Source organism: Sabulibacter ruber, from assembly GCF_017355955.1.
GTDB lineage: Bacteria > Bacteroidota > Bacteroidia > Cytophagales > Hymenobacteraceae > Nibribacter > Nibribacter ruber_A.
In genome coordinates this window covers 1,340,088-1,365,033 of sequence record NZ_JAFFID010000001.1, presented here as the reverse complement: position 1 = coordinate 1,365,033, position 24,946 = coordinate 1,340,088, and the positions used below count along the sequence as shown (strand labels likewise).

The window sequence follows — 24,946 nt, the reverse complement described above, 5'->3', positions numbered from 1 at the left end:
ACGTGCTTCCTCTAAGAACGACTTTGGCCATCAAACCGTTTCTGCTAGTGCTTGAGGAAAGCAGGTGAGCCAAAAACAAGCTCTATAACACAGTAACCCGTTTAATGACAAATCCATTGCTGGTCTGAAACCGGAGGGTGTAAATGCCCGGGCCGAACTGGGTGATGTCCAGCTTCACCTCGTCTTCTGCAAGGGGGTTTAGCTCTTTGCCTGACACCAGTTGCCCAATAGAGTTGTAGACAGAAACCTTCTCTACCAGGAAATTAGCCTTCAGCCAGTTGATGGTTAGTTCTCCCCTGCTAGGGTTAGGGTACACCCGGATGGCTTCTGCCGGGCTGAGGTCTGGAACCATGAATTCACCCGCTTCTGCTTTACCGCCTGCTCCGGTAACGGAGAGCAAGCCTGTCTGAACGTATTTTGGTGCCTGCACCTGCAGAGAGGTCTCAGTGGCTTTCAATACTTTGGCTGGCTTGCCGCTGAAAAGTACGGTATCGGTTTGTGCATCGGCGTTGAAGTTTTTTCCGGTAATGGTTACCACGGTTCCCGCATTGCCGCTGGCAGGAGTAAAAGACGTAATTACCGGCGCAGGAATAAAGGTGAAGCTGGTAAGCGATGAAACCGTACCGCCCGGGGTCTGTACTCTGATCTTTCCGCTTGCGGCGTCTTTGGGTACGCTCACAGTGAGCTGGTTGGCAGAGGCTTTAATTACCTGGGCAGTGGCATCGCCAAACCAGACGAAATTACGGGCAGCTGGCTCCGCGAAGTTGCTTCCCTGCAGCGTAACCGTGGTGCCGGTTTTTCCTTTACCCGGACTGAACTCCGTTAGGGTGGGAGGGTGCCACACTACAAATGACTGGGCGCTTTCCACCTGCCCGCCCAGCGTTTTAAGCCTGATTTTCCCAGAAGTGGCTCCAACGGGAACCTCCACTTTCAGGCTGTTCTCAGAAGCCTCGTGCACAGTAGTGGCCGCCACTCCGTTGAAGGTAACCGTGTCCTGAAGTGCGAGGGAAGAGAAATGGGTGCCCGTTAAGGTAACCACAGAGCCCGGTACAGCCTCAGCAGGTGTTATGGCAGTTAAGGTTGGGGGTTGGAAAATGATGAACTCAGTGCTGCTTTGGGCAGACCCGTCTGGCGTTTCCACTTTGATCTTGCCGGTAAATGCCCCGGTAGGTACCATCACCGTCAGAGAAGTGGCCGTAGCGCTTTGCACCGCTGTCGCTACCCCGTTAAAAGTTACCCTGTTGTCTGCTTTCTCGGCGGCAAAGTTCCTGCCGGTAATGGTGACTTGCTGCCCTGCCCGGCTCTGTGCGGGCGAAAAGCCGGTAATAACCGGTGATGCGACAATATTCTTCAAAGAAAGCTGCTTGTCTGGGTTCACCTCCTGGGGCATGTCCCAGATCCGGTTTACGGTGGTGTTGGTCCTGACCGGCTCATTGTAGTCGAAGAAGATGTCGGCGAAGTTCTCAATCCTGGTTTTCTCCGGAAGCGCGGCTTTGGGCTTGATGCTGAACTGGATAAATCCATTGCTACCGGCCTGGTCTACAGAGCTGTCTGGCAGCATAATGTTGCTGAACGTGAACGTGAGAACTGGTTGCCCTTTGCCGTTTACCTCCAGTTGGTACGGGTGGGAGACAGCCCCAATTTGGAGGGTGCTCAGGTCCAGTTCATTGGAAAGGGTATCTACCACTACCACCCGGTAGGCAACATCGGTCCCGGTGTTCTGGAAACGTACCGTGTAGCGTAACGGCGTGTTGGTAGGGGTGTAATGCTCAGAAGTGAGCCCCACGGGTAAAACCTGTTTGTCATTGGGGTCAAACGAGTCAATGATAGGCAAGCATTCCTCGGTTATTTCTGGCTCAGGGTCGTCTGGCGGGAAGGCGCTCATGGCCAGCGACGGCAATCTAGAGGTGTTGGCGCTCTTTATCTCTACGTTTGCGCCCGCGGTCGCTTTTACGGGATGCCCCTGAGGTTGGTCTACTTCAACCCGCACGGCCCGGCCGGTGGGGTTAAACCGCAGCACCAGGCTGTCATTAGCAGAAAGTTTGTACTTCTCTTTCAGGAGCAACTCCTGGTCCTGGAACACCCTGAAAGTGAGACTATCGGTCATGTTGCCTGTTCCCTTGTTGCTGATCACGAAACGCGTCTGGTCCTGGGCTGAGCTTGTACCCGATACCGTGATGTTTGCCTGATTCCAGGCCGGGTTAGGCGGATACGTGTTGCCGGGTGTGATCCAGGCTTTGGTGCAGACGGTCAGGCCCCGGATGTTGGGATCTGCGCAGGAAACTGAATCTGTGATGGAAATAATACCTCTTTGGCTAGGCTGTAGGTTTCCTACGTCAAAGACATAGTTGCCCTTGTGGTCACGGGTGTAAGGCGCACTAGCCGAAATAAAAGACACATATTCAGGGAGCTGCACCGTTACCCTGGCGCCATAGGCAGTTGCAAATCCGGTGTTGGAGTAAGAGACAGAGGTTACGTTCTGGAAGCAGCGCCGCCGCCGGTTAGAGGAGAGACTAACGTTCAGGATTGGAATGGAAACTACTCGGTTCCCGAAGTCTGGCCCTTTTACCATGGTGCCGTAGCTCTCTACTGTAACGGACTTAGGGGGAACAACACAGACAGGAGTTATTTCTCTTCCAATATCCTGGGGAAGAACAGGAGTGACGGTGAAAGTGCCGGTATCTACCGGAATGTTGTAATTGCCCAGTTCATCAGAAATACCATAGTAAGGGCCTGGCTCTGCCTTGATCACAATGCCCGCCAATGGTTTATCAATTGATTCTGTGGTACAGTTACCATTAGCATCGTGGTAGATATTGCCGGTGATAAGACTTTCCCTGGCAACGCTGCCGGTCAGATACTCCAGTACCAGGTTTCCGCTAAGAACAAGCAGCTTTGACTTGGCAACATTGAGTGAAAGGTATCCTGGGGCTTTGGGAATCTTGCTTACTTCTTTTCCTGACGCATGGTAGATTCTGATGTATCCGTCCCAGCCGTTCCAGGTGAATAGATTGCCGGCCAGGTCTACCGCAATAGAGGCAGGCTGCGTGTTTATGCTTGAATCTCCTACTGAAATAGAACTGAATACCGTTTGTACCTGGCCGGCAGGGTTGAACTTCTGGATGCGGTTTCCATTAAAATCTGCAATGTAAACGTTTCCTTTTTGGTCTACTGCCAGGGCTTTAGGAACGTGTACTTGTCCTTTTCCCCGGCCCCAGGTTCCAAATTTTGTCAGGAACTTGCCCGTTGGGCTTATCATTCTAACGCATCCTCCATAATATTCAGACACGTACATGTTGCCCTGGGCATCCAGCGCCAGGCCTGAGAACCGGCTATAACCTAAATCAACCCCAAACTCCTCAAACTTGGCTACAAATCTGCCGTCACTGGTGAATTTCTGAATTCTGGCCCAGGTATCTGTGCTTTCCAGGCAATAAACATAACCGGCGTTGTCCACGGCTAAGGCAACAGGGGCATAGAGCTGGCCTTCGCCTCTTCCGGTAGTGCCAAATTGGGCAATGGGCTGCCCGTAAGAGTTGTATTTCTTGATATAAGACCCTATGTAGTGAGAAAGCAAATAGTAGTTGCCCTGTTTGTCCTGCGCAATGGAGTTGAAAGATTCTGTATTGCCCAATCTTTTTTCTAGCGCTCCCGTGGCGTTGAATACCTGAAGGGTACTGCCTCCATGATGGTCCCGGTCTGTGGTGTACAGTTTGCCATTGGACCCAATAGCCATCCCGATTTTGGTCCCGGAGAAATGACCTGTGGCGTAGGTGTCTGTGCCAAAGCTTTGCAGGTATTTTCCCCTGGCATCTGTTTTGTGGACTCTGTTGCCAGACAGATCAGAAAGGTAAATATTCCCCGCTTCATCTAGGGCTATGGTGTTATCTCCGCGTTGGGCCTTGTCTAAATTAGGGATGTTGAGGGTAAGGGTCTCTATTAATTGTCCCTGGGGGTTCAGCTTAAGAATTCTCAGGTCGTTTATCAGGATGTGTGCAATCCCATTCTTTCCCACCCTTACCGCAATAGGCTTAATATAGTAGGTGCTGGGACTCTGCTCTTCTTTGAATTCAAAAAGATACTTGCCGGTTTTATCAAACTTCAATACCCTTGAATTTTCTGTGTCTGCCACATAGATATTCCCGTCCTCATCCAGGTCTATGCCGTTAGGGGTACTCATTTGGCCTGGCCCACTACCAAAAGAACCAAATTCCAGAACCAGTTTCCCTTCTGGGTTGAATTTCTGGACAACTCCGTAAGAAGTGTTGATCACGTAGATATTCCCTTCTTTGTCTAAGGAAAGGTCTACGGAGGTGCCTTGTCTGTCATCTATGAACAGGTCATAGTTTTTAACCAGGTTTCCCGCCTGGTCTAATTTGTTGATTGAGTATCCTTCAAGGATATACAGATAGTTCTGGTTGTCTACCTCAATGGCGTTGGGGAAGTAGACTGGGGTGCCAAACGTCCTGTTTAGTTTAAAATCAGGAATCTGGGCTTTTAGGAGAAAACAGGCAAAAAACAGAATTTGAAAAAAGGCCAAACGGAGTAAAAGTTTCTTCATAGGGAGTGGGCTTGTCTGGCTTTGGATTTTTTAAGGATGATTTTATTGAATATAGAATATATGTAAACTTATGAATATTCTGCCGAATAAGCAGAGTTGGAGGCAAGCAAATCTGTGGTAGTTAGCTTCAACCTGTTTGGTTAGAACAAGGAGCAACCGGCCTGTAAACTTAAGGGAACTTGAAGGGAAGAATTTACCTGTTTTTGGAAAAAGGACCTAAAAACAAAAGGCTGCTACTCTGTGAAGAATAGCAGCCTTGCTGTAAAGAAAATCTAAGGTTGTTATAGAACGGTGCTCCGGTCGTTGTCAAGGTCTGTGCGGCCGGTGCGGTTGCGGTCCAGGTCATTGTCATAATCGGTTCCAGTGGTGTAGCCGGTGCCGGTGGTGCCGGTAGTAGCGTCTGTTCCCAGGTTCTCCACGTCCACTTCGGTAGACCGTACGGTGTCCCTGATCACCTCGTCGCGTTCCTCCACGTCTTTGTTAAGGGAAACTTCTTCTACCACCCGGGCTTCCTTGTTCACAATGGGTACCTCGGCGTGTTCTGTGAGGGTAACATCTCCTTCCCTGAAGGTGTTGAAGTCGGCATCGGTAGCGGGACGGTCTACGGGGCGGCGTTCTACCCGCACGTGTTCTGAGCGAAGACGCAGGTGCTCCTCTACAGGGCGCTCCACTATTCTGCTGCGCAGGCGGGCTCCGCCGGTTTCCACCTCTCTTTTACCTACCTGCAGGTTTTCCTCAATGATGGGAATGTTGGTGGTATCTGAGGTAGTGTCTGAGAAGTTATTGTCTGATGTAGCGCTGGTTCCGGTGTAGGAGGTGTCTGTTAGGCCTGTTCCCGTTCCAGCGTAGGAGGTATCTGTTAGGCTGGTTCCGGTTCCGGTATAAGCCGAACCGGTGGTGCCGGTGCCCGCGCCTGTTCCTACGCCTGATCCAAGGGTGGAGGTGTCACTGGCAATGTCGCCGGAGTAAGAGCTGCCAGAGCCGTAGGTGTTACGGGTATAGCCGTACTCTGTAGCGCGTTGGTCTACGTCAACGGCACCGTTCCGGTCCAGGATATCGGCGGCGCGCTGGGCCTCGTCCTGGGTTTGCGCATGAACGGTTACAATGCAATCACTATGGCGGGCCACGTGTGAGTAGGCGCCAGCATAATCGTCTTTATCGTCATCCCCAAAAAGTGAGCGGAAGAATCCGCCAATGCCGTCATTGTCGTCCCGATGGGAACGGTCGGTGGCCGAGGTGTCGGTAGAGGCGGTGGTGGCATCTACGGTGTTGCTGCGGGCGCTGGAAATATCAATGTTGTCATCGCTGATCCCCAGCGTTCTAAGTTCCTGAAGCGCTTGCTGCGCTTCAGACGAATTATCGAAAATTCCTACTACTGTCTGTGCCATAGTTTTACTGATAAGTATATATAAATGGTTAAGAAATGAAATGAGGGGCTGTCTGGTTATACAGGGCGCGGAGCTTCGGGGCCTGGTTCATCCGGGGAGATGCGCTCTACCCTGATTTCCTCTCTGCGCAGGTTCACGTGCTGGGTTTCCTGGGTCTGCACCCGGTGTTTGGTGATGTGCAATTCTTCCACCACCATCAACCGTTTCTGGACCACCATCACTTCTTGCAGAATGGGAATGATCATGGTGTCGCCCTCGTACCGGATGGGTGGCGGCGGCGTGTCTACATACTCATTCACGGGTACCCGCTGGATGTCGTGCTCTTCCTGCAGAAGCGGAATATTCACCGGGATTTCCTGTTCATTCACTGTCTTCACAATGCGTACCGTGCCTTTTTCCACCACTTGCTTGTCCAGGTGCACGCGTTCCTCAATCACCGGAATGGTTAAGGGTTGCCCGCGCCGGGAGTTGGGGGAATCAGTGGGCTGAACATTATTGTCTCCGTAAGGCTCTTTTCCAGGATCTGCTGTGTGGTCCATGTTGTTTCTTGTTTGTTTTAGCTAAACGAGGGTAAAAACCGTAAGTTTCTGAATTTGTGTTAAAAATTTGCACTTTTTACTATTAAGAACCGTGTTTATAGTATTGTTATATTATCAAGGAAGAATCTTTATAAACAGGTAAATATCTGCAAATCAAAGTATAGTGATTTTTACTATTTTAACTAGTTGGGATTGAAAGTTTTGTAGTAAATATGAAATTACTTAGGTGGTGGGTTGCGGTCTTAGTTAAGGGAAAGGCTTTTTACCCCAAGGAAAGCAGGGCTACAATAGGGTAGAGGAGGAGAGAAATAGATTTTTTATGAATAGCCACTCAGGAGGCTTTTTCACGGAGGTGATTAGGAGGTTGGATAATCCTTTAAAAGAAAAGACCTTCAGGCTCTGGCCGAACCGAAGGTCTTTATGATGTTAACTTATGAGGTGGGCGGTGTGGTTCTGGGGGAGTAGTTGCTCCTTAGTTCCTCCACCTGCACCTCGGTGTTGCGCACCGTCTCATGGATGATCTCCTCATGGATCTCTACTTCTTTGCCAATAACAATTTCCTCCACCACCCGGGCTTCTTTGGTAAGAATGGGCACTTCGGCAAACTCGGTTAACTCTATCACGCCTGCCTGGAAGCTCCCAAACTCAGCACCCGTAACCGGGTGGTTTATGGGCAAGCGTTCTACCACCATGCGCTCTTCCCTAGCTAACTCATACTGCTCCTGCGGCGCTTCCCATGCCTGGTTACCGGGTGTGGCCTGGGGCGCATTCCCGTACTCAGGGCTTTGGGGCTGCGCTTCCGGGGAGGGCATAAAGGGGGAGGGCTGCGCCGGCGGAAATTCTGTGGTTGCCTCCGGGCCGGAGGCGTGCTCTACCTGAATCTCCAGTTCTGAGGTCCGGTGCCTGTCCAGGATCTCGGTGGCTTCCTGAATTTCTGCCGGTGAATAGGCATGTATCACCACCAGGGCGCTGCTGTGCTGTAATTGGTTCTGGTATGGCTGGGCTTCATCAGGCGTGTCAAAGAGGGAATAAAAGTACTGCTCAAACGTGCCAGGTGTACTTTCTTCTGTTATTTGCCCGGGTTGCCGGATGGTGGTTTCTATGTTTTCTGGTTTAAAGCCTTTGTTGAGGAGTTTCTGCGTTACCCGCTGTACGCTGCCGGCATCTTCAAACAACCCAATCACTTTTCTGGGTTTGCGGTTACGGTACAGGTTGGTTTGATTGTAGTGTTCATGGCTGTAGTCCTGCCGGGGCTGCTCTAGGGCGGGGCTGGGGCTTGCGCCGTGCACGTGGTTGCTCATGAAGATGCGCTGCACCCTGATTTCGGTTTCCTGCGAGAAGGTGTTGCTTGCATACTCCGGCAATGCCTGGAGGTGCGCAGGCGTAACATTCTGAACCACCACCACATCATCGGTCTCGTGCAACTCGGCTAGGCCAATTGGGATCAGCACATCTTTGGGGGACAGCTCCAGTTCATTGTCCTTCAGATCCAGGATCAGATACCTTACTTTCCGGGCTTGTAAATCGCAGAGGAGCTCCGTGACCTTGCCCAATTTCTTTCCCTGCTGGTCCCTTACTTGCCAGCCCCGGATGTCTGACTGGCCTTTGGCCACATCAAACTTAATGTCCCCAAGTTCCTGCAGGTGGGTTTTGCTGGTAGTGTCTTCCGTATTTTCCATGGTCTTGCGGTTATAGTGGGCATCTGGTTTTAGCCAAGGCAAACCAACGCCAGGTACGGTGTTTCTGTAACTGGTTGTTTCACAATGATTAATCTTAAAGCTTACGAGCCCCCGCGCGAGATGTTGGAGTAAATACCGGAATGTATTCCGGAAGGCAGGGAGTAAAAAGCCTGTTTTACGCCTGTTTTCCTCCATTAAGGACAATTCTGCCCTGATAGCCTATCTTTTGCCAACCCGGAATACTCTCGGTTTATACTATAAATAGTTGATTTATACGTAGTTTAGTTTGGTTTTGGAATTATATTTAGTAGATTTCGTTAGCCCGGGAAGAGGCGTAAAGGACCTGATATGAAGAGAAAAATACCCTTAGAAACCGTTATCCGCATTATTGAGAGGGCAGACCTGTCGGCTTGTACAGATGCCGTGGAGTTTATCAATAGCTTGGATTTTTATGAATATTCTCAGGAAGAATTGAAATGTATCAGTGATAAACTCAGTGAGCGCATTACTACCCTCATCCGGCTGGAGCTTAGAAACAGCAGAGGTTCTGCCGCCGTGAGATAAGCCTTTCATTTTCTTTTAGGTACAAAGGTAAACTCAGGTAGAAAATCTCCTGCTAACCCCTGCGCCTGCCTTCTTGTGGAGCATAAAACACAGCAGCGTACGTTTTTGCGGCTTGGCTCAATCCTGCACAAGGATTCTTGCGCCCAATCCTTCGGGGTTTCAGGTATCTACATAAATTTTTTTGAAAGAACCCTGGGTTCTAAAAGGCAAGGCAGCAGAGCGCAGAAAGGTGCCTATGTGTGTTTTAATGGTACTTTTCTGAAATGAGGTCAGGAACAGCCCAGGGGAAATGCAGCACCTGGCAGAGTGCTTCACAGGAACAAACCCGTAACGGCCTCGTACAGATTTGGAAGAAAGTGGAGTTGGGCAATCCGGCTCCTGATGTTCCATCTAACTAACCGTTACAAACATGTGGCAACCCATTACCCGGCCAATGCATGGCATTGCTGAGGCAGCCTATATCCCGGCCATCGCCTCGGCCCCGGAAACCGTTGGTTTCACCGAAGAAGAAACTGCTACCACGCTGTGTCGCGCTATTGGCGGCATGGCCCTCACTTCCTCCCTGGTTACCAAAGCTGAGTGGGGCGCTGTGCAGGTGATGCCGTACAAAACCCACCTCACCATTGACTTTGTGACCAGCGCGTTTACCCTGGCAGCTCCGTGGCTGTTTGGCTTCTCCAGAAACGAGAAAGCCCGCAACTCCTTTATAGCCATGGGACTTACCGGATTGGTGGTAGGACTTCTTTCCAGGCCCGAGGAAATGGACCCTGCCAAAGTGAGAAGGCTGCGCCGGAAAGCCGATACGCATCCCGCCTTGTAGTGCAGGGGTAGTTCTCCACGTTTTATTTCAGTGCCTTGTCTTTGTTTTAGGGCTGTTTCTAGAGAAACACGCCAGAAACAAGGGCAAGGCTTTCGCATTTTTCAGGGCAAAGCTATTTCTGAGAAGCCCGTTGCCCAGGGTTGGATTGTTCTATTCTGAACGTGGCAGGCACCGCCAGGTGCCCATGTGGCAAGTACCAATGCGGTAAGTCCCAGGAAAATGAGTTTAAAATCAGAGTTTTACACCTTTTTCTGTACTGACCGTAGTAATAAGCAAAACAATTAAATAAGTCATTATGAAACCGTTAGCTTATACAAGAATAGCCTCTGGCGCTTTCGCCTTGTTTTTCCCGGTGCTGGTGGGCTGCTCTGTGCTCCCGGGCGGCACAAGTTATTCCAGCGACCCCGTGGTGGCCGAGCAGCAACGCCGCATCGAAACCCTGAGAGCAGAACTGAAGCAGGCCGAACGAGACACAGAATATGCAGAGGAACGCGAAAAGGCCGCCAAAAGCAAACTGAAAGCCGCAGAAGATGAGCTGAAGGTGCTGAAAACCGCCGCCGGTCGCAGAAACGGCTAAGTGCTTACCGCTTCCTGTGCGTTTGCGGCAGCATCTGGTCCACGTCTGATGAATTTTGTATCAACCTTGGTTTAAGCACAGCTTAGATGACCAATCGCTGGAAGTACACCTGGCACCTGACCAAACAGACCTTCAAGGAATTCACCGATGATAAACCGCTGGACTATGCCGCCATCATAGGGTTCTACACCATTTTCTCGCTGCCGGCAGTTTTGATCATCATGATCAGGATTGCCGGCGCGGCCTTTGGGCAGGAGGCGGTGCGGGGGCAGGTGGTGCGGCAAATCAGCGGCCTGGTGGGGCGTGACAGCGCGGAGCAGATCCAGAACATCATCCAGAACGCCAACCAGTCCTCGGCCAGCATGCTGGGTACCATTGTGGGGGTGTGCACCATGATCTTTACCGCCACCACCGTGTTTGTGGCCTTGCAGGATGCCCTCAACGCCATGTGGCACGTGAAAGCCAAACCCCAGAAAGCCTGGCTTAGTTTGATTGTGAGCCGGGTGCTTTCGCTGGCCATGGTGGTGAGCATGGGCTTTCTGTTGCTGGTTTCCCTCTCCATAGAAGTTGCCCTGGGTATTCTGAATGACTACCTGCAGCAACAGTTCTCTTTTATAGCCGTGTACCTCATCAACGTAGGGAACCTGCTGGTATCGGTGCTCATCAGTATTGTTATTTTTGCGGCCATTTACAAAGTGCTGCCAGACGCCAACATCCGCTGGAAGAACGTTTGGGTAGGAGCCACGGTCACAGCCATTCTGTTTGTGATAGGCAAGCACATCCTCAATATTTACCTTCAGCATGAACCGTTAGGCGATACGTACGGGGCCGCCGGTTCTGTGGTGCTGCTGCTGGTGTGGGTGTACTATACTTCCATTATTTTCCTGCTGGGGGCCGAGTTCACGCAAGTCTATTCCCGCGAGCATGACAGAGGCATCATGCCCTCTGAGCACGCCGTGAAAGTTGAAACCAGAGAGATTGAGAAAGACAGCCCAGCGTAGAAAGCTTCAGGCGCAGTCTGGTTTGTTTTAAGGCTTGTTTTCTGAAAACAGGCTAGAAATAACCCTGCCTTTTACGCTTGGGTATTCTTTTTCCTGTATCTTAAAATCAGGAACCAGGGAAGGCAGCCAGAGACAGGCCTCTCGATTTTGACCTCTTTTTCCTGTCCGGTCACAATTTCATAACAGTGCTGCCTTGGCCCCGTACAACTTTAACTAAACCCAACCGGGGCTAGGACCTTGAAATGGCACCCTGCTTCACCGGTTATGGTCCTAAACGTCATCTTTCACCTTAAACTAACACTATGGAAAAAGTAAAATTGGCCGTTATTTACTACAGCCAGACGGGTACCAACTACCAACTTTCTCAGTGGGCCGCCGAGGGGGCGCAGGAAGCCGGAGCCGAGGCAAGGATTCTGAAGGTAAAGGAACTTGCCCCGCAGGCGGCAATTGATTCCAACCCCGCCTGGAGAGCCCACCTTGATAATACCCAGAATGTGCCAGAGGTGAGTTTAGATGACCTGGAGTGGGCCGATGCCATTATCTTCAGCATGCCCACCCGCTACGGCAACCTGCCTGCCCAGATGAAGGAGTTTCTAGACTCTACCGGTGGTTTGTGGTTCCATGGCAAACTGGCAAACAAGGTAGTGAGCGGTATGACCAGCGCCCAGAACCCGCACGGTGGCCAGGAAGCTACGCTGCTGGCGTTGTATACTACCATGTACCACTGGGGAGCCATAATTGCTGCACCAGGGTATACAGATGCGGTAATCTTTGGGGCCGGCGGTAACCCGTACGGTACCAGCGTGACGGCAAACCGCGAAGGCATCCAGAGCGATGCCCGTACTGCCGTGCTGCACCAGGCCAGAAGAACCGTTACAGTGGCCTCCTGGGTAAAACAGGGGCTGCAAGGCTAAGAGTAAAAAGGACCTGCTTTCTGTAAGCAGGTCCTTGGGTATATAAATATGTTAAATAAGCCTGGGTTCTTCCAGGCTTTCCCGCTTGAGTTGACGCAACATGGCAAAGTATGCTAGAATAGCCAGTACCGGTAAACCTAAAGTAGTGATCATTGGCGGTGGATTTGCCGGGCTGGAGTTGGTGAAATCCCTGAGAAACGCAGAGGTACAGGTTATTCTTATTGACAAGCAGAATTACCACACCTTCCAGCCGCTTATGTACCAGGTGGCCACCTCCGGGATTGAGGCAGATTCCATTGTGCATCCGTTCCGGAAGGTATTTGAGAGCCAGAAAAACTTTTACTTCCGGATGGCCGAGGTGCAGTGCATAGACACCCAGCAGCGCCTGGTGGAAACCAGCATCGGGCTCATCCGCTATGATTACCTGGTCATTGCCACCGGTGCCACCACCAACTACTTCGGGGATGCGCAGATGGAGAAAAACGCCATCGCCATGAAAAGCATTGACGATGCCATCAGCCTCCGCAATACCATCCTGGACAACTTTGAGCGCGCCCTGCAGCTAGACGATGAGGAACAGCTCAACAGCCTCATGGACTACGTGATTGTGGGCGGGGGAGCCACCGGCGTGGAACTGGCCGGCGCCCTCACCGAGCTGCGCAAACACGTGTTCCCCAAAGACTACCCTGAGCTGGATTTCAAATCCATGGACATTCACCTGATCCAGAGCGGGGGCGAGCTGCTCAAGGGCATGTCGCCGGAGGCTTCCAAAAAATCACTGCAGTTCCTGGAGGAAATGGGCGTGAAGATCTGGCTGAACCGGCGGGTGAAGTCTTATGACGGCTACACCGTTACCCTTGACAACGGCGAAACCCTTATCACGCGCACCCTCATCTGGGCCGCGGGCGTAACCGGGAACCCCGTTAAAGGGCTCCGGCCCGAAAGTATCCTGAAAGGCAACCGCCTGAAGGTAGACGTTTACAACCGGGTGGAGGGGTATGACAACATCTTCGCCATTGGCGATGTGGCCGCCATGATTACCCCCGAAAATCCGCAGGGGCACCCCATGCTGGCCCAACCGGCCATCCAGCAGGGAAAATTGCTGGGGAAGAACCTGGTGAACCTGCACCACGGCAAACCGCTTACGCCGTTTGTGTACAAAGACCAGGGCGCCATGGCTACCATTGGCCGTAACAAAGCCGTAGCCGATCTGAAACTGTTCAAAAAAGACATCCGGTCACAGGGCTTCTTTGCCTGGCTTATCTGGATGTTCATTCACCTCATCTCCATTGTGGGCTTTAGAAACCGCCTTGTGGTCATGACCAACTGGTTCTGGAACTACTTCACCTATGATTCGGGCAACCGCCTCATTGTCGGGAAAAAACAGGAAAACATCCCCATCACCGAGACCATCACGCACAAGACCGTTATCTAAATCTCGGGTGTTCCTTTCGGTTGGTTTTGCCTTCAGCTGAAGCCCGCATGTTTTAGGGTGGCATAGCCAGGCTCGGCTTTAAGAGAAAAGGGGCCGTGTTTGCTTTTTAAGCAGTCGTGTGTGAATACGGCTCAAGGTTTGTATTGCCCTTACCAGTCCGTTGTTTATGGGTGTTTTCAGGCAAACTCCGTGGGATTCTCTCTGCGGTGTTCCTTCCTTTTTTCAGCTCGTTTTTCTGGAGTTACAGACAAACTGATGAGGGTATCACATGGCCTTTGTGACTTGGGAACCGGGCAGTACAGTGGTATTCTGGCAAAGGCCATGGACTGTGTTCCCGCTTGGTTAAGTGCAAAGGACTTTCTTCTTCAGAATTTATCTGGCTTTGGTAATAACCTAATGAAAATCAATACATTAAATTATTAGACTCGTTTAATATAGAAATAATTATAACTAAAATTTCTATCATGAAAACAGTCTTACTTTCTCTGTTCATGGTGATGGTGGTAGGGTTCAGTGCCCTTGCCCAAACCATTACCCCTCCGCAAAGCACAGCTCCAGTAGCTGCCACCGCTGTGCGGGATGGAAACTGGCTCATTGGGGCCGATCTTGCTACCATTGGACATAACTTCAAATCTGAGACGTTCACGTTAGATGTTGCACCAAGGGCCGGTTTCTTCATCAGCGACAATGCGGCTATTGGGGCTCAGGTGCAATTGGGGCTTGAGATTTTTGACGGAGGAGAATTCTTTAGTTACGGACTCACTCCCTTTGTCAGGTACTATTTTCCCGAGGGGGCTGCCCCAACTCACCGTTGGTTTGGCGAGGCGCTGGTGGGGTTTGCCGGCAGTAACCTGGAAGATGTGGAAGGCGACAAGTTCTTTTCTACCGTTTACGGGGTAAGAGCCGGTTATGCCCACTTTGTGGCGACCAACGTGTCTCTGGAAGGCACTTTGAACCTGGTGCGCAGCCACGCCAATATAGATGTGGGTTCCGGCACCTCGGGCAATACCGGGCTGTCCATAGGCTTGGGCTTCCAGATCTACCTGCCTTCCAGAGGTAACCGATAACCCTGCCCCGCTGCCAGAATGCTTTGCCGGTGACGGTTCAATAACGATGACCCCATGTGAAAAGCCGTGTTTCGGGGCTGTTTTCCAGGAAACAGCCCCAAAGCACGGCTTTTCTGTGGCTGGGGACCAGATCAGAAAGGATACTGCCGGGGCTCTACCTGCACGCTGATCCACTGCACAGTGGTCATCTCATCCAGAATAAAGTCATCCCCGAAACGGCCCACGCCGGAGTTTTTCTCGCCCCCGAACGGCGTCTGCGGCTCATCGTTCACCGATTGGTCGTTGATGTGGATCATGCCGGTTTCCACGCGTTTGGCCATCTGAATACCGCGTTGCAGGTCTCTGGTGTGCAGGGCGCCGCTCAGGCCAAACTCGGTGGCGTTGGCCAGGTCAATGGCTTCTTCATCGTCTTTGAACGAGATGATGCCCACGGCCGGGCCGAACACTTCTTCCTGGAAAATTGGCATGTCTCTGGTGACGCCGGTGAGCACGGTAGGCTGCACCACGTTGCCATCGGCGGAGCCGCCCACTTCCAGTCTGGCCCCGGCGTCTACGGTGCGCTGCACCAGATCTACCACGCGCTTGGCGGCCTTGTTGTCAATAAGCGGACCCACAATGGTGTCTTTCTCCCGCGGGTCGCCGTACTTGAGCTGCCTGGCTTTCTGCACAAATTTCTGGCTGAACTCCTCATACAGGCTCTCATGCACCAGAATGCGGTTGGTAGACATACAGATCTGCGCCTGGTGCATGAACCGCCCGAAGATAGCCGCGTCTACAGCCCGGTCTACATCGGCATCGTCCAGGATGATAAATGCGTTGTTGCCGCCCAGTTCCAGCGCCAGTTTCTTGAGGCCTTCGCCGCCTATCTTGCCAATGCCTTTGCCTACCGGGGTAGAGCCGGTGAACGAGATCAGTTTAGAAACCGGGTGGCCGGTGAAGTAATCTCCGATGACGCTGGATTTACCTACCACCACGTTCAGCACCCCGGCGGGCAGACCGGCTTCCTCAAACAGCTTGGCGGCAAACGTACCGCCCGTCACCGGCGATTGCGAGGCGGGCTTCACCACCACCGTGTTGCCCACCGCAATGGCCGGCGCAATGGAGCGCATAGACAAGTACAGCGGAAAGTTCCAGGGGCTGATGATGCCCACCACGCCCAGGGCCTTCCGGAAGATGTAGTTTTCCTTGCCGGGCACCGAGGAGTTGGTGATCATGCCCTTCATGCGGGTAGGGAAGGAGCTGGCCTCCAGAATCATGTCGCGGGTTTGGGCGTACTCCACGCTGGCTTTGAGGTAGGTGCTGCCCGCCTCGTTGATGAGCCAGTCTATGATTTCGTCTTTGCGTTGCTCCAGCACCGCTACCGCTTTAATAAAAATCTCGCGGCGTTCAATGGGCGGGGTCTGGCTCCAGGTTTTACTCGTTTCTTTGGCCACATCAAAAGCCCGGTCCACGTCCTGGGTGCCCGCGCATTTGTAGCGGTTCAGTACGGAATTGTCATACGGGTTGAGGTTCTCCAGAAAGTAATCCTCGGAGCCGTCTTGCCATTGGCCGGCTATAAATTGTTTGTCTAAGTCTTGGTACTGTTTCATTGTGTTGGGGTTTACCAATTACCCTCTTGGTGTACCCCTCCCATTTTAGATAGGTTATCTTGTATATTGAGAATCAGCCTTTTTCTGCAGAATATGAAGCTGATTCTCAATGCTGTTTTGAGGGTGTTTTCACAAAATCAGTTCCCAAACAGGTGGCCCTTGTGCCGTTGTTGGAGTTCTCGCCAAACAACCTGAACTGCGGTTCTTCCCGCAAAATCCTCCTTTGAAGGGGCGAAGGGGGAATGTTTACACCTGCTGCTCTCTGCCTGGTTCAGGTTTGTGATTTGGACCCACCGTAAACTGAAGTTGTTAGCCGTTGATCTGAGGAGGAAACAGAAATCCCTTCGTTTCGGGGCTGTTTTTGGGAAAACAGGTCCGAAACGAAGGGATTTCTGCTGGGGCAGTTGAGAGGCAGGGGTGCTGTCCTGCTTTCTGCTCGTTTGTGACGATAGTGCACCAGAACTTAGTGGGCCTTTAGCCCGCCAAGATTAGTAATGAAGAACTTTCAGGGCTTCCTCATTCCCAATCTTCTCAGCCATTTCGAGGGCGGTAAGACCCCGGCTGTCTCTCAGGTGTTGATCAGCGCCGTGCTCGGCAACCAGTCGCATTAACTCATGGCGACCAAACATGGTGGCAAACATAAGAGCGGTTCCGCCGCTGTTGTTCTGAATGTTCAAATCGGCACCTCGCTCAATCAGCAGTTCGGCAATATCGGCGTAGCCTTTAAAGCACAAGCCCATGAGGGCCGTGTTGCCACTGTAATCCTGCATATTTACATCGGCCCCAGCGTCCAGAAGAGCTTTGGTGGCTTCATAATGCCCCTCGTAAGAAGCAAGAATCAGGGGGGTGAAACCACGACCGTTCTGCGCATTGATGTCTGCGCCTTCGGCGATCATTTCCTGTATTGTCACCACATCTCCTTTACGGGCGGCGTCAAACAGGATGTCCTCTACTTTAGTGGATGTGAAATTCATGGGGAATGGTTGTTATAAGATGCACGTATGAACTCCTTATACGTGGAATATGCAGAAAGGGCTATGTTATTTTTGGTATCTACTTAGTTGTGGTTGATTATCAGATAGAAAAATTTTAAGCTTTTTTCACTTCCTTGTTTCTGTGCAGACGAAACCTGTTTTTGGGCTATTTTAACAGAATTAACCCGTAAACGGCCGCCGCTGCAGTACAGTATTTACTTTGAAGAAATAGTACTTTTCACCAAGCGTTCCTGGAGCGGGGTTCTGCCCGGTGCTGTGGGTTTCCTTTGATTGCTCAAAACCTAAGATGGTTGTTTTGGGGTTAGCGCTTCTGGAAAAGCAAGGTCAGGATTCTGGGAATGGTGGTGCGGTCATCGTTGTCAAAGAACTCGTTCAACTCTGCCAATTGCAGGCCGTGCTGTTGGGCGGCCTGGGTGAAATCTGAGACATGGTGGTTGAAGCACTCTACCACGTGCCGGCCCTCTGGGGTGTCAAAGCGGGCTTTGGTGCCGGTGTACTGCTTGAACGGGTGCAGTTCGCCCAGGTAAACGTAGCCGCCGGGCTGTAGGCTGGCAGCGGCCTTTTGGAAGATGCCCGCCAGGTGCTCAATATGCTCCAGCACCAAACTGAAGGTGACCAGGTCATAGAGGCCGTTTGAGAAAGTCCAGTCAGAGGTGATATCTGCCTGGGCGAAGTGCACGTGCGGCGCGGTGACTTTGGCCTGGGCTTTCCGGAGCATCTCTTCTGAGAGGTCCACGGCGGTAAGTTCAAGTGCTTTCTGGGCCAACCAAAGGGTGTTCTTGCCGGTGCCGCAGCCAATCTCCAGGCATCGGCGGAACGGGATGGGGGCTAAAACAGTGCGCAGGGCTTTCCCTTCCAGGTCGCGGGTTTTGTTGTGGTTGGTATCATACTGGGCGGCCCAGGTGTTGTAGGCTTGTTGGGTGTTCATCTTGCAGAGACGGATGGTTGGTTTTCTAAGGCCCAAAGTTGCTCTACCTGCCGGAAACGCTCCAAGGACATTTGCCATAATTTTACGGGTTGCTCAAAGTTGATCCAGCCGGGCGTAGTGGTGTATTCCTGTAGCAACTGAAAGCCTACTTTCTGCAGGGTTTTATTGGGGGCCGGGTTAAGGGCGTAGGGCTCGCAGAACAAGGTCTTTAGTTGCAGGTTCTGGAAGAAGTGCGGAATGGTAAGTTTCAGGAAAGAACTGCCCAGGCCTTGCCGGCGGATGTCTGCCTCCCAGATGTGCAGGTGCATGTAAGCCTCCTGGCCAAAGATGATTTTGTTGGTATTGGAATGCCCCACGGCTTTACCGTTCAGTGTCCAGATGAGGCAGTAGGATTGCTTTTCTTTCAATGGCGTGTGCACCTGGGTTTTGAGCATGTGGATCCATGCGGACCGGCCGGGTATTTTGGACAGCTCCACGCCCATGCCTTCCAGGTAAGCGGCATCGGCGGTTAGCCAATAGTTTACAATGGCCTCAATGTCGCTTTCCTGCAACTCTCTTACAGCTAAAACTGGCGTGTTCATACGGCTAGGTTTGGGTTGATTTTCACTGTGTATAGTGGAGACAGGCAAACGGTCTTAAACCCTTTTCCAAGGATAGGAAGAGAGCAGGTTATGGCCATGCGCGGCACGGGGGCAACTTTATGGAATGATTTGAAACAGGAAGGCCCCCGGATTTTCTCCGGGGGCCTTCCTGTTTCATTGAGGTGCATCAGTCACGTTTAGCGTCTCTCTTTTGCTGTTTCTCCGCCCTTTTCTCTTTCAGGGTTTTGGCGGGGGCTTTCTTTCCGCTCTCTTTGGTGGGTGTTTTTCCGGCCATGGCTTTAATAGTTAAAGTGTGAGACTCTTGCTTAAAGATAAGAGTTAGAACAGATAAATGATACGGATATCAGCTTATTTGTTCTTTTGTTCTCAATCAATTTTGCCTGCTTTTATGGGAAATAGTTCTAAAACGCTGGCATGGTGCCGGTAAGCTTAACTCAACAGAATCACTTTGTTGTTGCGGTAAATGTCTATGCCCACGCGGGTGAGGTGCTTGATACTGATCCTGATTTCATACTGCACCAGCTCGCCGTTCTCCTCCCGCTCAAACCGGTGGTTTTCGCCCAGCAGTGATTTCTTTTCTGAGACAATCTCGCCGTTGTACTTAATGGTTTCCAGTCCGGTGAAGCTGTTGTCTACTTCAATTTTTACGTTGTCTGTGAGGTTAAGGGTTAGTACGTTCATAGGGCTTTTCAAGGAGATCAGGTAAACTCCGGAGGCTTGCCGGAGCCTGCTGAAAGATAGAAAAGTTTAAGGACAGTTGTACGTGTACCGGCGCTTGACAGTGCCGTCTGCGTACACCCGCACCGCCTCAGTGGGGTAGCCCTGTTCATTGTAAGTATAGGAGGCGGTATAGCTCACAGGGCTGATGCTGCCGTCTTCTCTGTTCACCACCTTGTAACTGGTCACATTCCCGGCCGACAACCCGAATGCCGGATGGGGATCACCGAAATGGAGGTGGAAATCAATCATAGGCAGCAGGGGAAGCGGCTGCTTTTTGCCGTCATAAGTGATGGTGATGTCTTCCACAAAGCCGTTTGCCGCATACGTGGTTTTCTCCACGTGCGTGATCATGTTGTTGGTGTAGTGGTACACGTACCGGTATTGGGTAAAAGAAGGCTCGTTGGCTGAGTGGAAGGTAGATTCCTGCAGTTGCCCGGCGCTGTTGTAGGTGTGCAGATAGAAATCCTGTTCTATGCGGCCGCCGGCGCTGAACGTACGGGTTTGTTTTACCAACTGGTCCTGGGTATTGTACTCGTTTTCCCAAACCACATCTCCTTCTTTTTCAGTGAACAAGCGGCCCTTGGTGTCATAAGTTAACCTAACATCCAGGCCCGAGGTATCTGTCGCGGTGATCCTGGTGAGTTGGTTCTGGTCATTGAAGGAGTACTTGAGCGTAAACGGGTATCCGGTACCTCCATCTGCCGTGGTACTGATCTGGCAGTCTCCCAAAGGGGCCGGATCGGTCTCGTTGCCATCCAAACAGCCAAAAGCGAATAATCCTAAGGTGAAAAAGTAAAGTAGATTTTTAAGCATGTGGTGCAAATAAGAGATATGGTCTGATTAGTAATATTATATAATTGCTATGTTTTCAGGAAAACAGGCCTGAAACGAATATACAGGCTGCTTTTATAAACTGAGATTTAGTTCTTTCTTTCAGGTCTTTAGCCGGGCAAGTTACGCAGAATTAAGCCGCTGTTAAAAAGCAGAGGAAAAATAAATCCAATTTTGAAGCCGATAACAGCATTGCGGTTCTGGGCCTGTTTTCTGTAAAACGAGCCGAAATCAGCGACCGCTGTGGAAAGACCCAGCTGGCCACGCCTGGCCAAATACCGCAGGAATGCCGTACTTGCCAGTAAAGGCAATAGCGTAGTAGCTTTCGCCTGGATCACCCTTAAACCTGAGTTTTATGTGCGGACGTTATTCCATCATCCCGAAGAAGAGCAAATCCACCGCTGCCAAAACGGGCGGATCGGTGGCCGAAATCCTGAGCAAGTATGAGGAGAAGGCCCGCTACAATGCCGCGCCTTCGCAGCTGTTGCCCGTGATCACCAACCAGGAGCCCACTACGGTGCAGTACTTTTCCTGGGGGCTGCTGCCCAGCTGGGCCAAAGAGAAAGAACACGGCCTGCGGCCTATCAATGCCCGTACCGAGACCATTCTGGAGAAACCCCAGTTCAAGCGGCTGATGAGCAGCAAACGGTGTCTGGTGCCCGCCGACGGTTTTTACGAGTGGAAACGCGTGGGCAAAACCAAAACCCCGTACCGCATTGTGCTTAAAGACCAGGAGCTGTTCACCTTTGCCGGGCTGTGGGACGAGTGGGTAGACCAGGGCAGCGGCGAGGTGTTCAATACCTTCACCGTGATCACCACTGAGCCTAATGAGCTGATGGCCGGTATCCATAACCGCATGCCCGTGATTTTGCACCCCGAGGAAGAACGCCTCTGGCTCTCTGAGACCAATGACGTGCAACGCCTGGCGGAACTGCTCAGGCCGTACCCCGCCGAGGAAATGAAAGCCTACCCGGTGTCTGCGCTGGTGAACTCAACCAGAAACGATGTACCCGCGGTGCTGGCGCCCGTGGCCGAGCAGGGAGGGCTGTTTGGGTAGAATCTGCGACCAAGTAAAACAAAAAGCCCCTCTGCCTGCAAAGACAAAGGGGCTTTTTGTTTGAGGTGAGCCTCTGGTTGTTACATGGCATCTACCATGGTTTTCAGCTGCTGGGCATGCTGCAGGTGCATGCGTAACGCAGGCAGGGTAGCGTCAATGAAAGCCTGTACCTCAGCATCTGTGATTTCACGGTCGGCTTGCTCGTACAGGGCTATTGCCTCCTGGTGCGCCTGCACCTGCACGGTGGCAAAGTCTTTGTCAAAAGTAAGGCCTGTTTCACCGTTCAAGCGGTTCACGATGGTCATTTTAGCGGCCGGAAGGGTAGTAGGCAACTCAATGTCACGCTCATCGGCCATGTCCATGATTTCCATGGAGGTAGCGGTGTGGTCTTCTACCAGCATTTCCCCAAACTCCTGAACATCATCGGTTTCGCCCTGTTCCTGAGCCATGGTGCCGGTGGTAATCTCAAACATATCACTGGCGGCAGCATTCTGCATAAATGTAGCTATGCGCATGCGATCTTCCTCCATGTTCGCGTCTTCATCGTCGTCGTCACATGATACCAAAACGGCACTGCTCAACATTAGCCCGCACAGGAGCATCCATACGTTAATCTTTTTCATAGGTGGTTAGAATATAAATTGTGTTTTCTTAACAACCTTTGTCTACGCGTATGGTTTTGAAATGCCCTGTTAATATGTTAATTACGCCTAATTTCACGTAGAAACACGAATCTTAATATTTAAATACTGATATGATTTTATTTATGCGTTTCTAGGCTGATTTCCCGGTTTTTGAAGCAGAACAGGTGCTGTGAAGTCTATTAAATGAGCTGAAAAATAATTTCATCTTTTTTTAAGCTTTTTCATGGATTAATGTCTTAAAGGTGACTTGTTATGTTTAATAATAACTTTGGCAAGCTACAGGAAAATGAGATTACCCTTTAAAACACTTACAAATCGCTGGCTTAAAAAAAGGCTGATCTCTTAATGCGCGTACTGGCCTGAAGGTAGCTAACCGTCCGAGGTTGTTGTACCGCAGGAAAGCAGGCTGATGGTCTTGCTTTGTACCGCCACTGGGTGGGTGCCCAACATCGCTTCTGCTTTACGGCTACGGTTTACTCCTGAAAAATGCGCAGGTACCGTTTCACAGATCGGTCAACCGCTTCTTTGGCCCCAGTGGCAATTACCTGTCCTTCAAAGGCGGCGTGCAGGGTATCAAAAGCCAGTGGCTCAACCCGCTGCCGGATGAGCTCTATGGCTTTCTGGGGCAGTGGCACCAGGTTGGGGAAACTGTACATGAAAGAAACATGCTTCCGGTCGCGGGCTACGTAGATGGAATCGCCGGTGAGCAGGGTGCCGTTGGTGCCGTGGTGGGGAAGGTGCAACACGGTGCTCCCCGAAAAATGACCGGCCACGTGCACAATCCTGATATCGTCCCAAAGCGCCATTTCCGCACCATCCCAGAACCTGAAGTGCTCGCTTTCGTCCTGTACCCACTCCTGGTCAGCTTCATGCAGGTAAACGGGACAATTGAACACGGCTGCCCACTCGGCCATGAGGCCGTAGTAGTGCGGGTGCGAAATAGTGATGGCTTTCAGACCTCCCAGCGACTGAATATAGGCTATGGTAGGCTCATCCAGGTACGGAAGGCAGTCCCAGAGAATATTGCCGCTCTCTGATAAAACCAGGTGCGCCTTCTGGCCAATGGCAAACGCAGGCACAATGATAAGCTCGTGCAAACCGGGCTGCAGCCTAGTAAACCGAATGCTTTTGCCTTTGCCCAGTTCCTCATAGCTCAGCCAGGCCTGGCCATGATCGCCTACGTACTGCCGCTCGTCCAGGCAAATGGGGCAGCTGTCTGCAGCATCTTTAGCCGAGGCATAACGCGTGCCGCAGGTAGCGCAAATGTTTTTCTGGTGTGGGTCTCTGACGGTGAAAGCCATACAAGTGTCTTTAAGGGAATCTGTAAAAGCTAATGCCGAACTGAAGCGAGAACAGGTAAAGCCAGGTGCAGAATTCTAAGAAACCAGACCGCCTTAAGGCTCAGCTAGGCTATTGATTAAAAATAACCAATTCTATCAAAAAGTGGAGGAATGCTGGGTAAATAGCTACCTCCTTAAGGCTTGTTCTAGTCCGTTGTCTCCAGGTTGTCTATCATTTCTAATTCTTCACGCTCCAGGGTGGGGCAGTGCGCGTTTTCGGCTTGGTTTCCTGTAGCGGATGGAAAAGTGACCGTCTTCATGTCGCGTGTGTGTGTTGTGAATCCTAAGGCAAAACTAAACCCCAGGGCACAAGGCTGCTTTACACAATTTCCTGAAACAAGTAACATAATTTCCAGCCGCACCAAGAGCGCAATGGCGCTTCCGTTTTAGCCTTCTTTTCCAGGAAACAACCCCGAAACGCTTACCAAACCTTGAGTAAGCCTTCCAGTCTGGTGGTGTAACAGGGCGAGAGGTTTTCGCTTTTCAGTTGCCATTTCTTGCCGGTGCCCTGCACGCCGTAGCGCAGCGCCGTATGCCCGAACCGTTTGCGGAGGAAATCCAGCGTCTGCATCAGGTCCTGATCGCGCTGGCGATGGTCTGGCTCAAAGAGGCTTTGCTGCACCTGCGTGGCCGGCACCAGGCCCGAGACCAGAATGCCGGTGCGCTTGTACCGGAAGCCGGGCCGGAAAAGGATGCGCAGTGCCTCCAGCGCTTTGGGTACCAGCACCAGTTCGCTGGCGGTGGGGCTTTCCAGTTGCACCGTGCGGCTGTTCAGGTACGTCTGTCTGGGGTCTATGAAGCGGCTGGTTTCCAGGATAATGGTGAAAGCGTTGGCGCAGCTCTGTTGTTTGCGGAGCTTGGCGGCGCAGCGCACCGTGTGGGCGGCCAGGGCTTCCTCAATATCAGAAAGCTGGGTGAGCGGCTCCCCAAACGAGCGCGAGGTACAGATGTTCTGTTTGGTGGGTGGGGCCAGTTCCAGTTCTATGCAGGGCTCGCCGCGCAGTTCGCGCACCGTGCGCAGGCCCACCACCGTCATGTGCTTCTTCACAAAGCTGTCGGTTTGCTGCGTGAGGTCATAGGCGGTGTAGATGCCAAATTGCGCCAGTTTTTTGGCGTAGCGCCGGCCCACGCCCCAGATATCGCCTACCTCGGTGGCTTTGAGGGCCGCTTCTATGTGCATGGGATCGGTGAGAACCAATACGCCGTTGGCTTTCTTTGATTTCTTGGCCAGGCGGTTGGCTAGCTTGGCCAGGGTTTTGGTCACGCTTACACCCACGGCCACAGGAATGCCGGTGGCGCGCGGCACCCGCTCCCAGATCTCGCGGGCGTGCTGCTCCAGGTTCACGTGCCGGAAATTGCCCAGATCCAGAAACGACTCGTCAATGGAATAGATCTCCAGGTTGGGCGTGTACTCCGCCAGAATCATGGTCACGCGCCGGCTCATATCGCCGTAGAGTTCGTAGTTGCTGGAGAACACGTGCACGCCTTCGCGTTCCATCAGGTCGCGTATCTCAAAGGCCGGGGCGCCCATCTGAATGCCCAGGGCCTTGGCCTCGTTGCTGCGCGCAATCACGCAGCCATCGTTGTTGGAGAGCACCACCAGGGGTTTGCCCTCCAGGGTGGGATTGAAGGCCCGCTCGCAGGAAGCGTAGAAGTTGTTGCAGTCCACCAGCGCAAACAGGGACGTCATATCCG

Annotated in this window: 22 protein-coding genes; 8 read left to right on the top strand and 14 right to left on the bottom strand. The window is 51.9% G+C overall.

Annotated features, from left to right (window positions below; genetic code table 11):
- Positions 1-82: 82 nt before the first annotated feature.
- The 4 genes from JT719_RS05655 to JT719_RS05640 all read right to left on the bottom strand — a co-directional run bounded on the left by JT719_RS05655 (position 83) and on the right by JT719_RS05640 (position 8,167).
- Positions 83-4,561, bottom strand: a complete 4,479-nt coding sequence (locus tag JT719_RS05655; RefSeq protein WP_207431517.1) for a DUF7619 domain-containing protein — start codon at positions 4,559-4,561, stop codon at positions 83-85.
- Between the two features lie 281 nt (positions 4,562-4,842).
- Positions 4,843-5,949: a YsnF/AvaK domain-containing protein gene (locus tag JT719_RS05650; protein WP_207431516.1), complete on the bottom strand. Its 1,107-nt coding sequence runs from the start codon at positions 5,947-5,949 to the stop codon at positions 4,843-4,845.
- A gap of 56 nt (positions 5,950-6,005) precedes the next feature.
- A complete protein-coding gene (locus tag JT719_RS05645; RefSeq protein ID WP_207431515.1) occupies positions 6,006-6,488 on the bottom strand; it encodes a YsnF/AvaK domain-containing protein in 483 nt (160 codons plus the stop codon).
- Between the two features lie 431 nt (positions 6,489-6,919).
- Entirely contained in the window at positions 6,920-8,167 is a 1,248-nt protein-coding gene (locus JT719_RS05640; RefSeq protein ID WP_207431514.1) for a PRC-barrel domain-containing protein, read from the bottom strand.
- A 348-nt stretch (positions 8,168-8,515) separates the two neighbouring features.
- Between JT719_RS05640 and JT719_RS05635 the strand changes: the two genes are divergently transcribed.
- The 7 genes from JT719_RS05635 to JT719_RS05605 all read left to right on the top strand — a co-directional run bounded on the left by JT719_RS05635 (position 8,516) and on the right by JT719_RS05605 (position 14,545).
- Complete coding sequence (locus JT719_RS05635; RefSeq protein WP_207431513.1) at positions 8,516-8,731, top strand: hypothetical protein; 216 nt, start codon at positions 8,516-8,518, stop codon at positions 8,729-8,731.
- Between the two features lie 409 nt (positions 8,732-9,140).
- On the top strand, positions 9,141-9,551 hold the full coding sequence (locus JT719_RS05630; RefSeq protein WP_207431512.1) for an SPW repeat domain-containing protein: 411 nt from the start codon (positions 9,141-9,143) through the stop codon (positions 9,549-9,551).
- 295 nt (positions 9,552-9,846) lie between these two features.
- Positions 9,847-10,128, top strand: coding sequence for a hypothetical protein (locus tag JT719_RS05625; protein ID WP_207431511.1), 282 nt, complete (start codon positions 9,847-9,849; stop codon positions 10,126-10,128).
- 86 nt (positions 10,129-10,214) lie between these two features.
- Entirely contained in the window at positions 10,215-11,129 is a 915-nt protein-coding gene (locus JT719_RS05620; protein ID WP_207431510.1) for a YihY/virulence factor BrkB family protein, read from the top strand.
- A 302-nt stretch (positions 11,130-11,431) separates the two neighbouring features.
- Positions 11,432-12,043, top strand: a complete 612-nt coding sequence (gene wrbA, locus JT719_RS05615) for an NAD(P)H:quinone oxidoreductase (protein ID WP_207431509.1) — start codon at positions 11,432-11,434, stop codon at positions 12,041-12,043.
- Positions 12,044-12,143: 100 nt separating this feature from the next.
- A complete protein-coding gene (locus tag JT719_RS05610) occupies positions 12,144-13,478 on the top strand; it encodes an NAD(P)/FAD-dependent oxidoreductase (RefSeq protein ID WP_207431508.1) in 1,335 nt (444 codons plus the stop codon).
- Positions 13,479-13,942: 464 nt separating this feature from the next.
- Positions 13,943-14,545 carry a hypothetical protein gene (locus JT719_RS05605; RefSeq protein ID WP_207431507.1) on the top strand — a complete coding sequence of 201 codons (603 nt, stop codon included), beginning with the start codon at positions 13,943-13,945 and terminating at the stop codon, positions 14,543-14,545.
- A 131-nt stretch (positions 14,546-14,676) separates the two neighbouring features.
- Here JT719_RS05605 and JT719_RS05600 read toward each other — a convergent pair whose 3' ends face one another.
- The 7 genes from JT719_RS05600 to JT719_RS05570 form a co-directional block, all read right to left on the bottom strand.
- Entirely contained in the window at positions 14,677-16,134 is a 1,458-nt protein-coding gene (locus JT719_RS05600; RefSeq protein ID WP_207431506.1) for an aldehyde dehydrogenase family protein, read from the bottom strand.
- A gap of 488 nt (positions 16,135-16,622) precedes the next feature.
- Positions 16,623-17,108, bottom strand: a complete 486-nt coding sequence (locus tag JT719_RS05595; protein WP_207431505.1) for an ankyrin repeat domain-containing protein — start codon at positions 17,106-17,108, stop codon at positions 16,623-16,625.
- A 322-nt stretch (positions 17,109-17,430) separates the two neighbouring features.
- On the bottom strand, positions 17,431-18,057 hold the full coding sequence (locus JT719_RS05590; RefSeq protein ID WP_207431504.1) for a class I SAM-dependent DNA methyltransferase: 627 nt from the start codon (positions 18,055-18,057) through the stop codon (positions 17,431-17,433).
- Positions 18,054-18,638: a GNAT family N-acetyltransferase gene (locus JT719_RS05585; protein WP_207431503.1), complete on the bottom strand. Its 585-nt coding sequence runs from the start codon at positions 18,636-18,638 to the stop codon at positions 18,054-18,056. Before JT719_RS05585 ends, JT719_RS05590 begins: the two co-directional genes overlap by 4 nt.
- 450 nt (positions 18,639-19,088) lie before the next feature.
- Entirely contained in the window at positions 19,089-19,340 is a 252-nt protein-coding gene (locus tag JT719_RS05580) for a hypothetical protein (RefSeq protein ID WP_207431502.1), read from the bottom strand.
- Between the two features lie 66 nt (positions 19,341-19,406).
- Positions 19,407-20,192 (bottom strand): hypothetical protein, encoded by a 786-nt coding sequence (locus JT719_RS05575; protein WP_207431501.1) that lies wholly within the window; start codon positions 20,190-20,192, stop codon positions 19,407-19,409.
- A 128-nt stretch (positions 20,193-20,320) separates the two neighbouring features.
- On the bottom strand, positions 20,321-20,548 hold the full coding sequence (locus tag JT719_RS05570) for a hypothetical protein (RefSeq protein ID WP_207431500.1): 228 nt from the start codon (positions 20,546-20,548) through the stop codon (positions 20,321-20,323).
- 17 nt (positions 20,549-20,565) lie between these two features.
- On the opposite strand from JT719_RS05570, the gene JT719_RS05565 reads away from it, so the two are divergent.
- A complete protein-coding gene (locus JT719_RS05565) occupies positions 20,566-21,267 on the top strand; it encodes an SOS response-associated peptidase (protein WP_207431499.1) in 702 nt (233 codons plus the stop codon).
- Positions 21,268-21,347: 80 nt separating this feature from the next.
- Here the strand turns inward: JT719_RS05565 and JT719_RS05560 are convergent, their stop codons facing one another.
- The 3 genes from JT719_RS05560 to JT719_RS05550 all read right to left on the bottom strand — a co-directional run bounded on the left by JT719_RS05560 (position 21,348) and on the right by JT719_RS05550 (position 24,941).
- Positions 21,348-21,890: a DUF4142 domain-containing protein gene (locus JT719_RS05560; protein ID WP_207431498.1), complete on the bottom strand. Its 543-nt coding sequence runs from the start codon at positions 21,888-21,890 to the stop codon at positions 21,348-21,350.
- A 494-nt stretch (positions 21,891-22,384) separates the two neighbouring features.
- Positions 22,385-23,212 (bottom strand): MBL fold metallo-hydrolase, encoded by an 828-nt coding sequence (locus JT719_RS05555; protein ID WP_207431497.1) that lies wholly within the window; start codon positions 23,210-23,212, stop codon positions 22,385-22,387.
- A 460-nt stretch (positions 23,213-23,672) separates the two neighbouring features.
- A complete protein-coding gene (locus JT719_RS05550) occupies positions 23,673-24,941 on the bottom strand; it encodes a Y-family DNA polymerase (RefSeq protein ID WP_207431496.1) in 1,269 nt (422 codons plus the stop codon).
- Between the last annotated feature and the right edge of the window lie 5 nt (positions 24,942-24,946).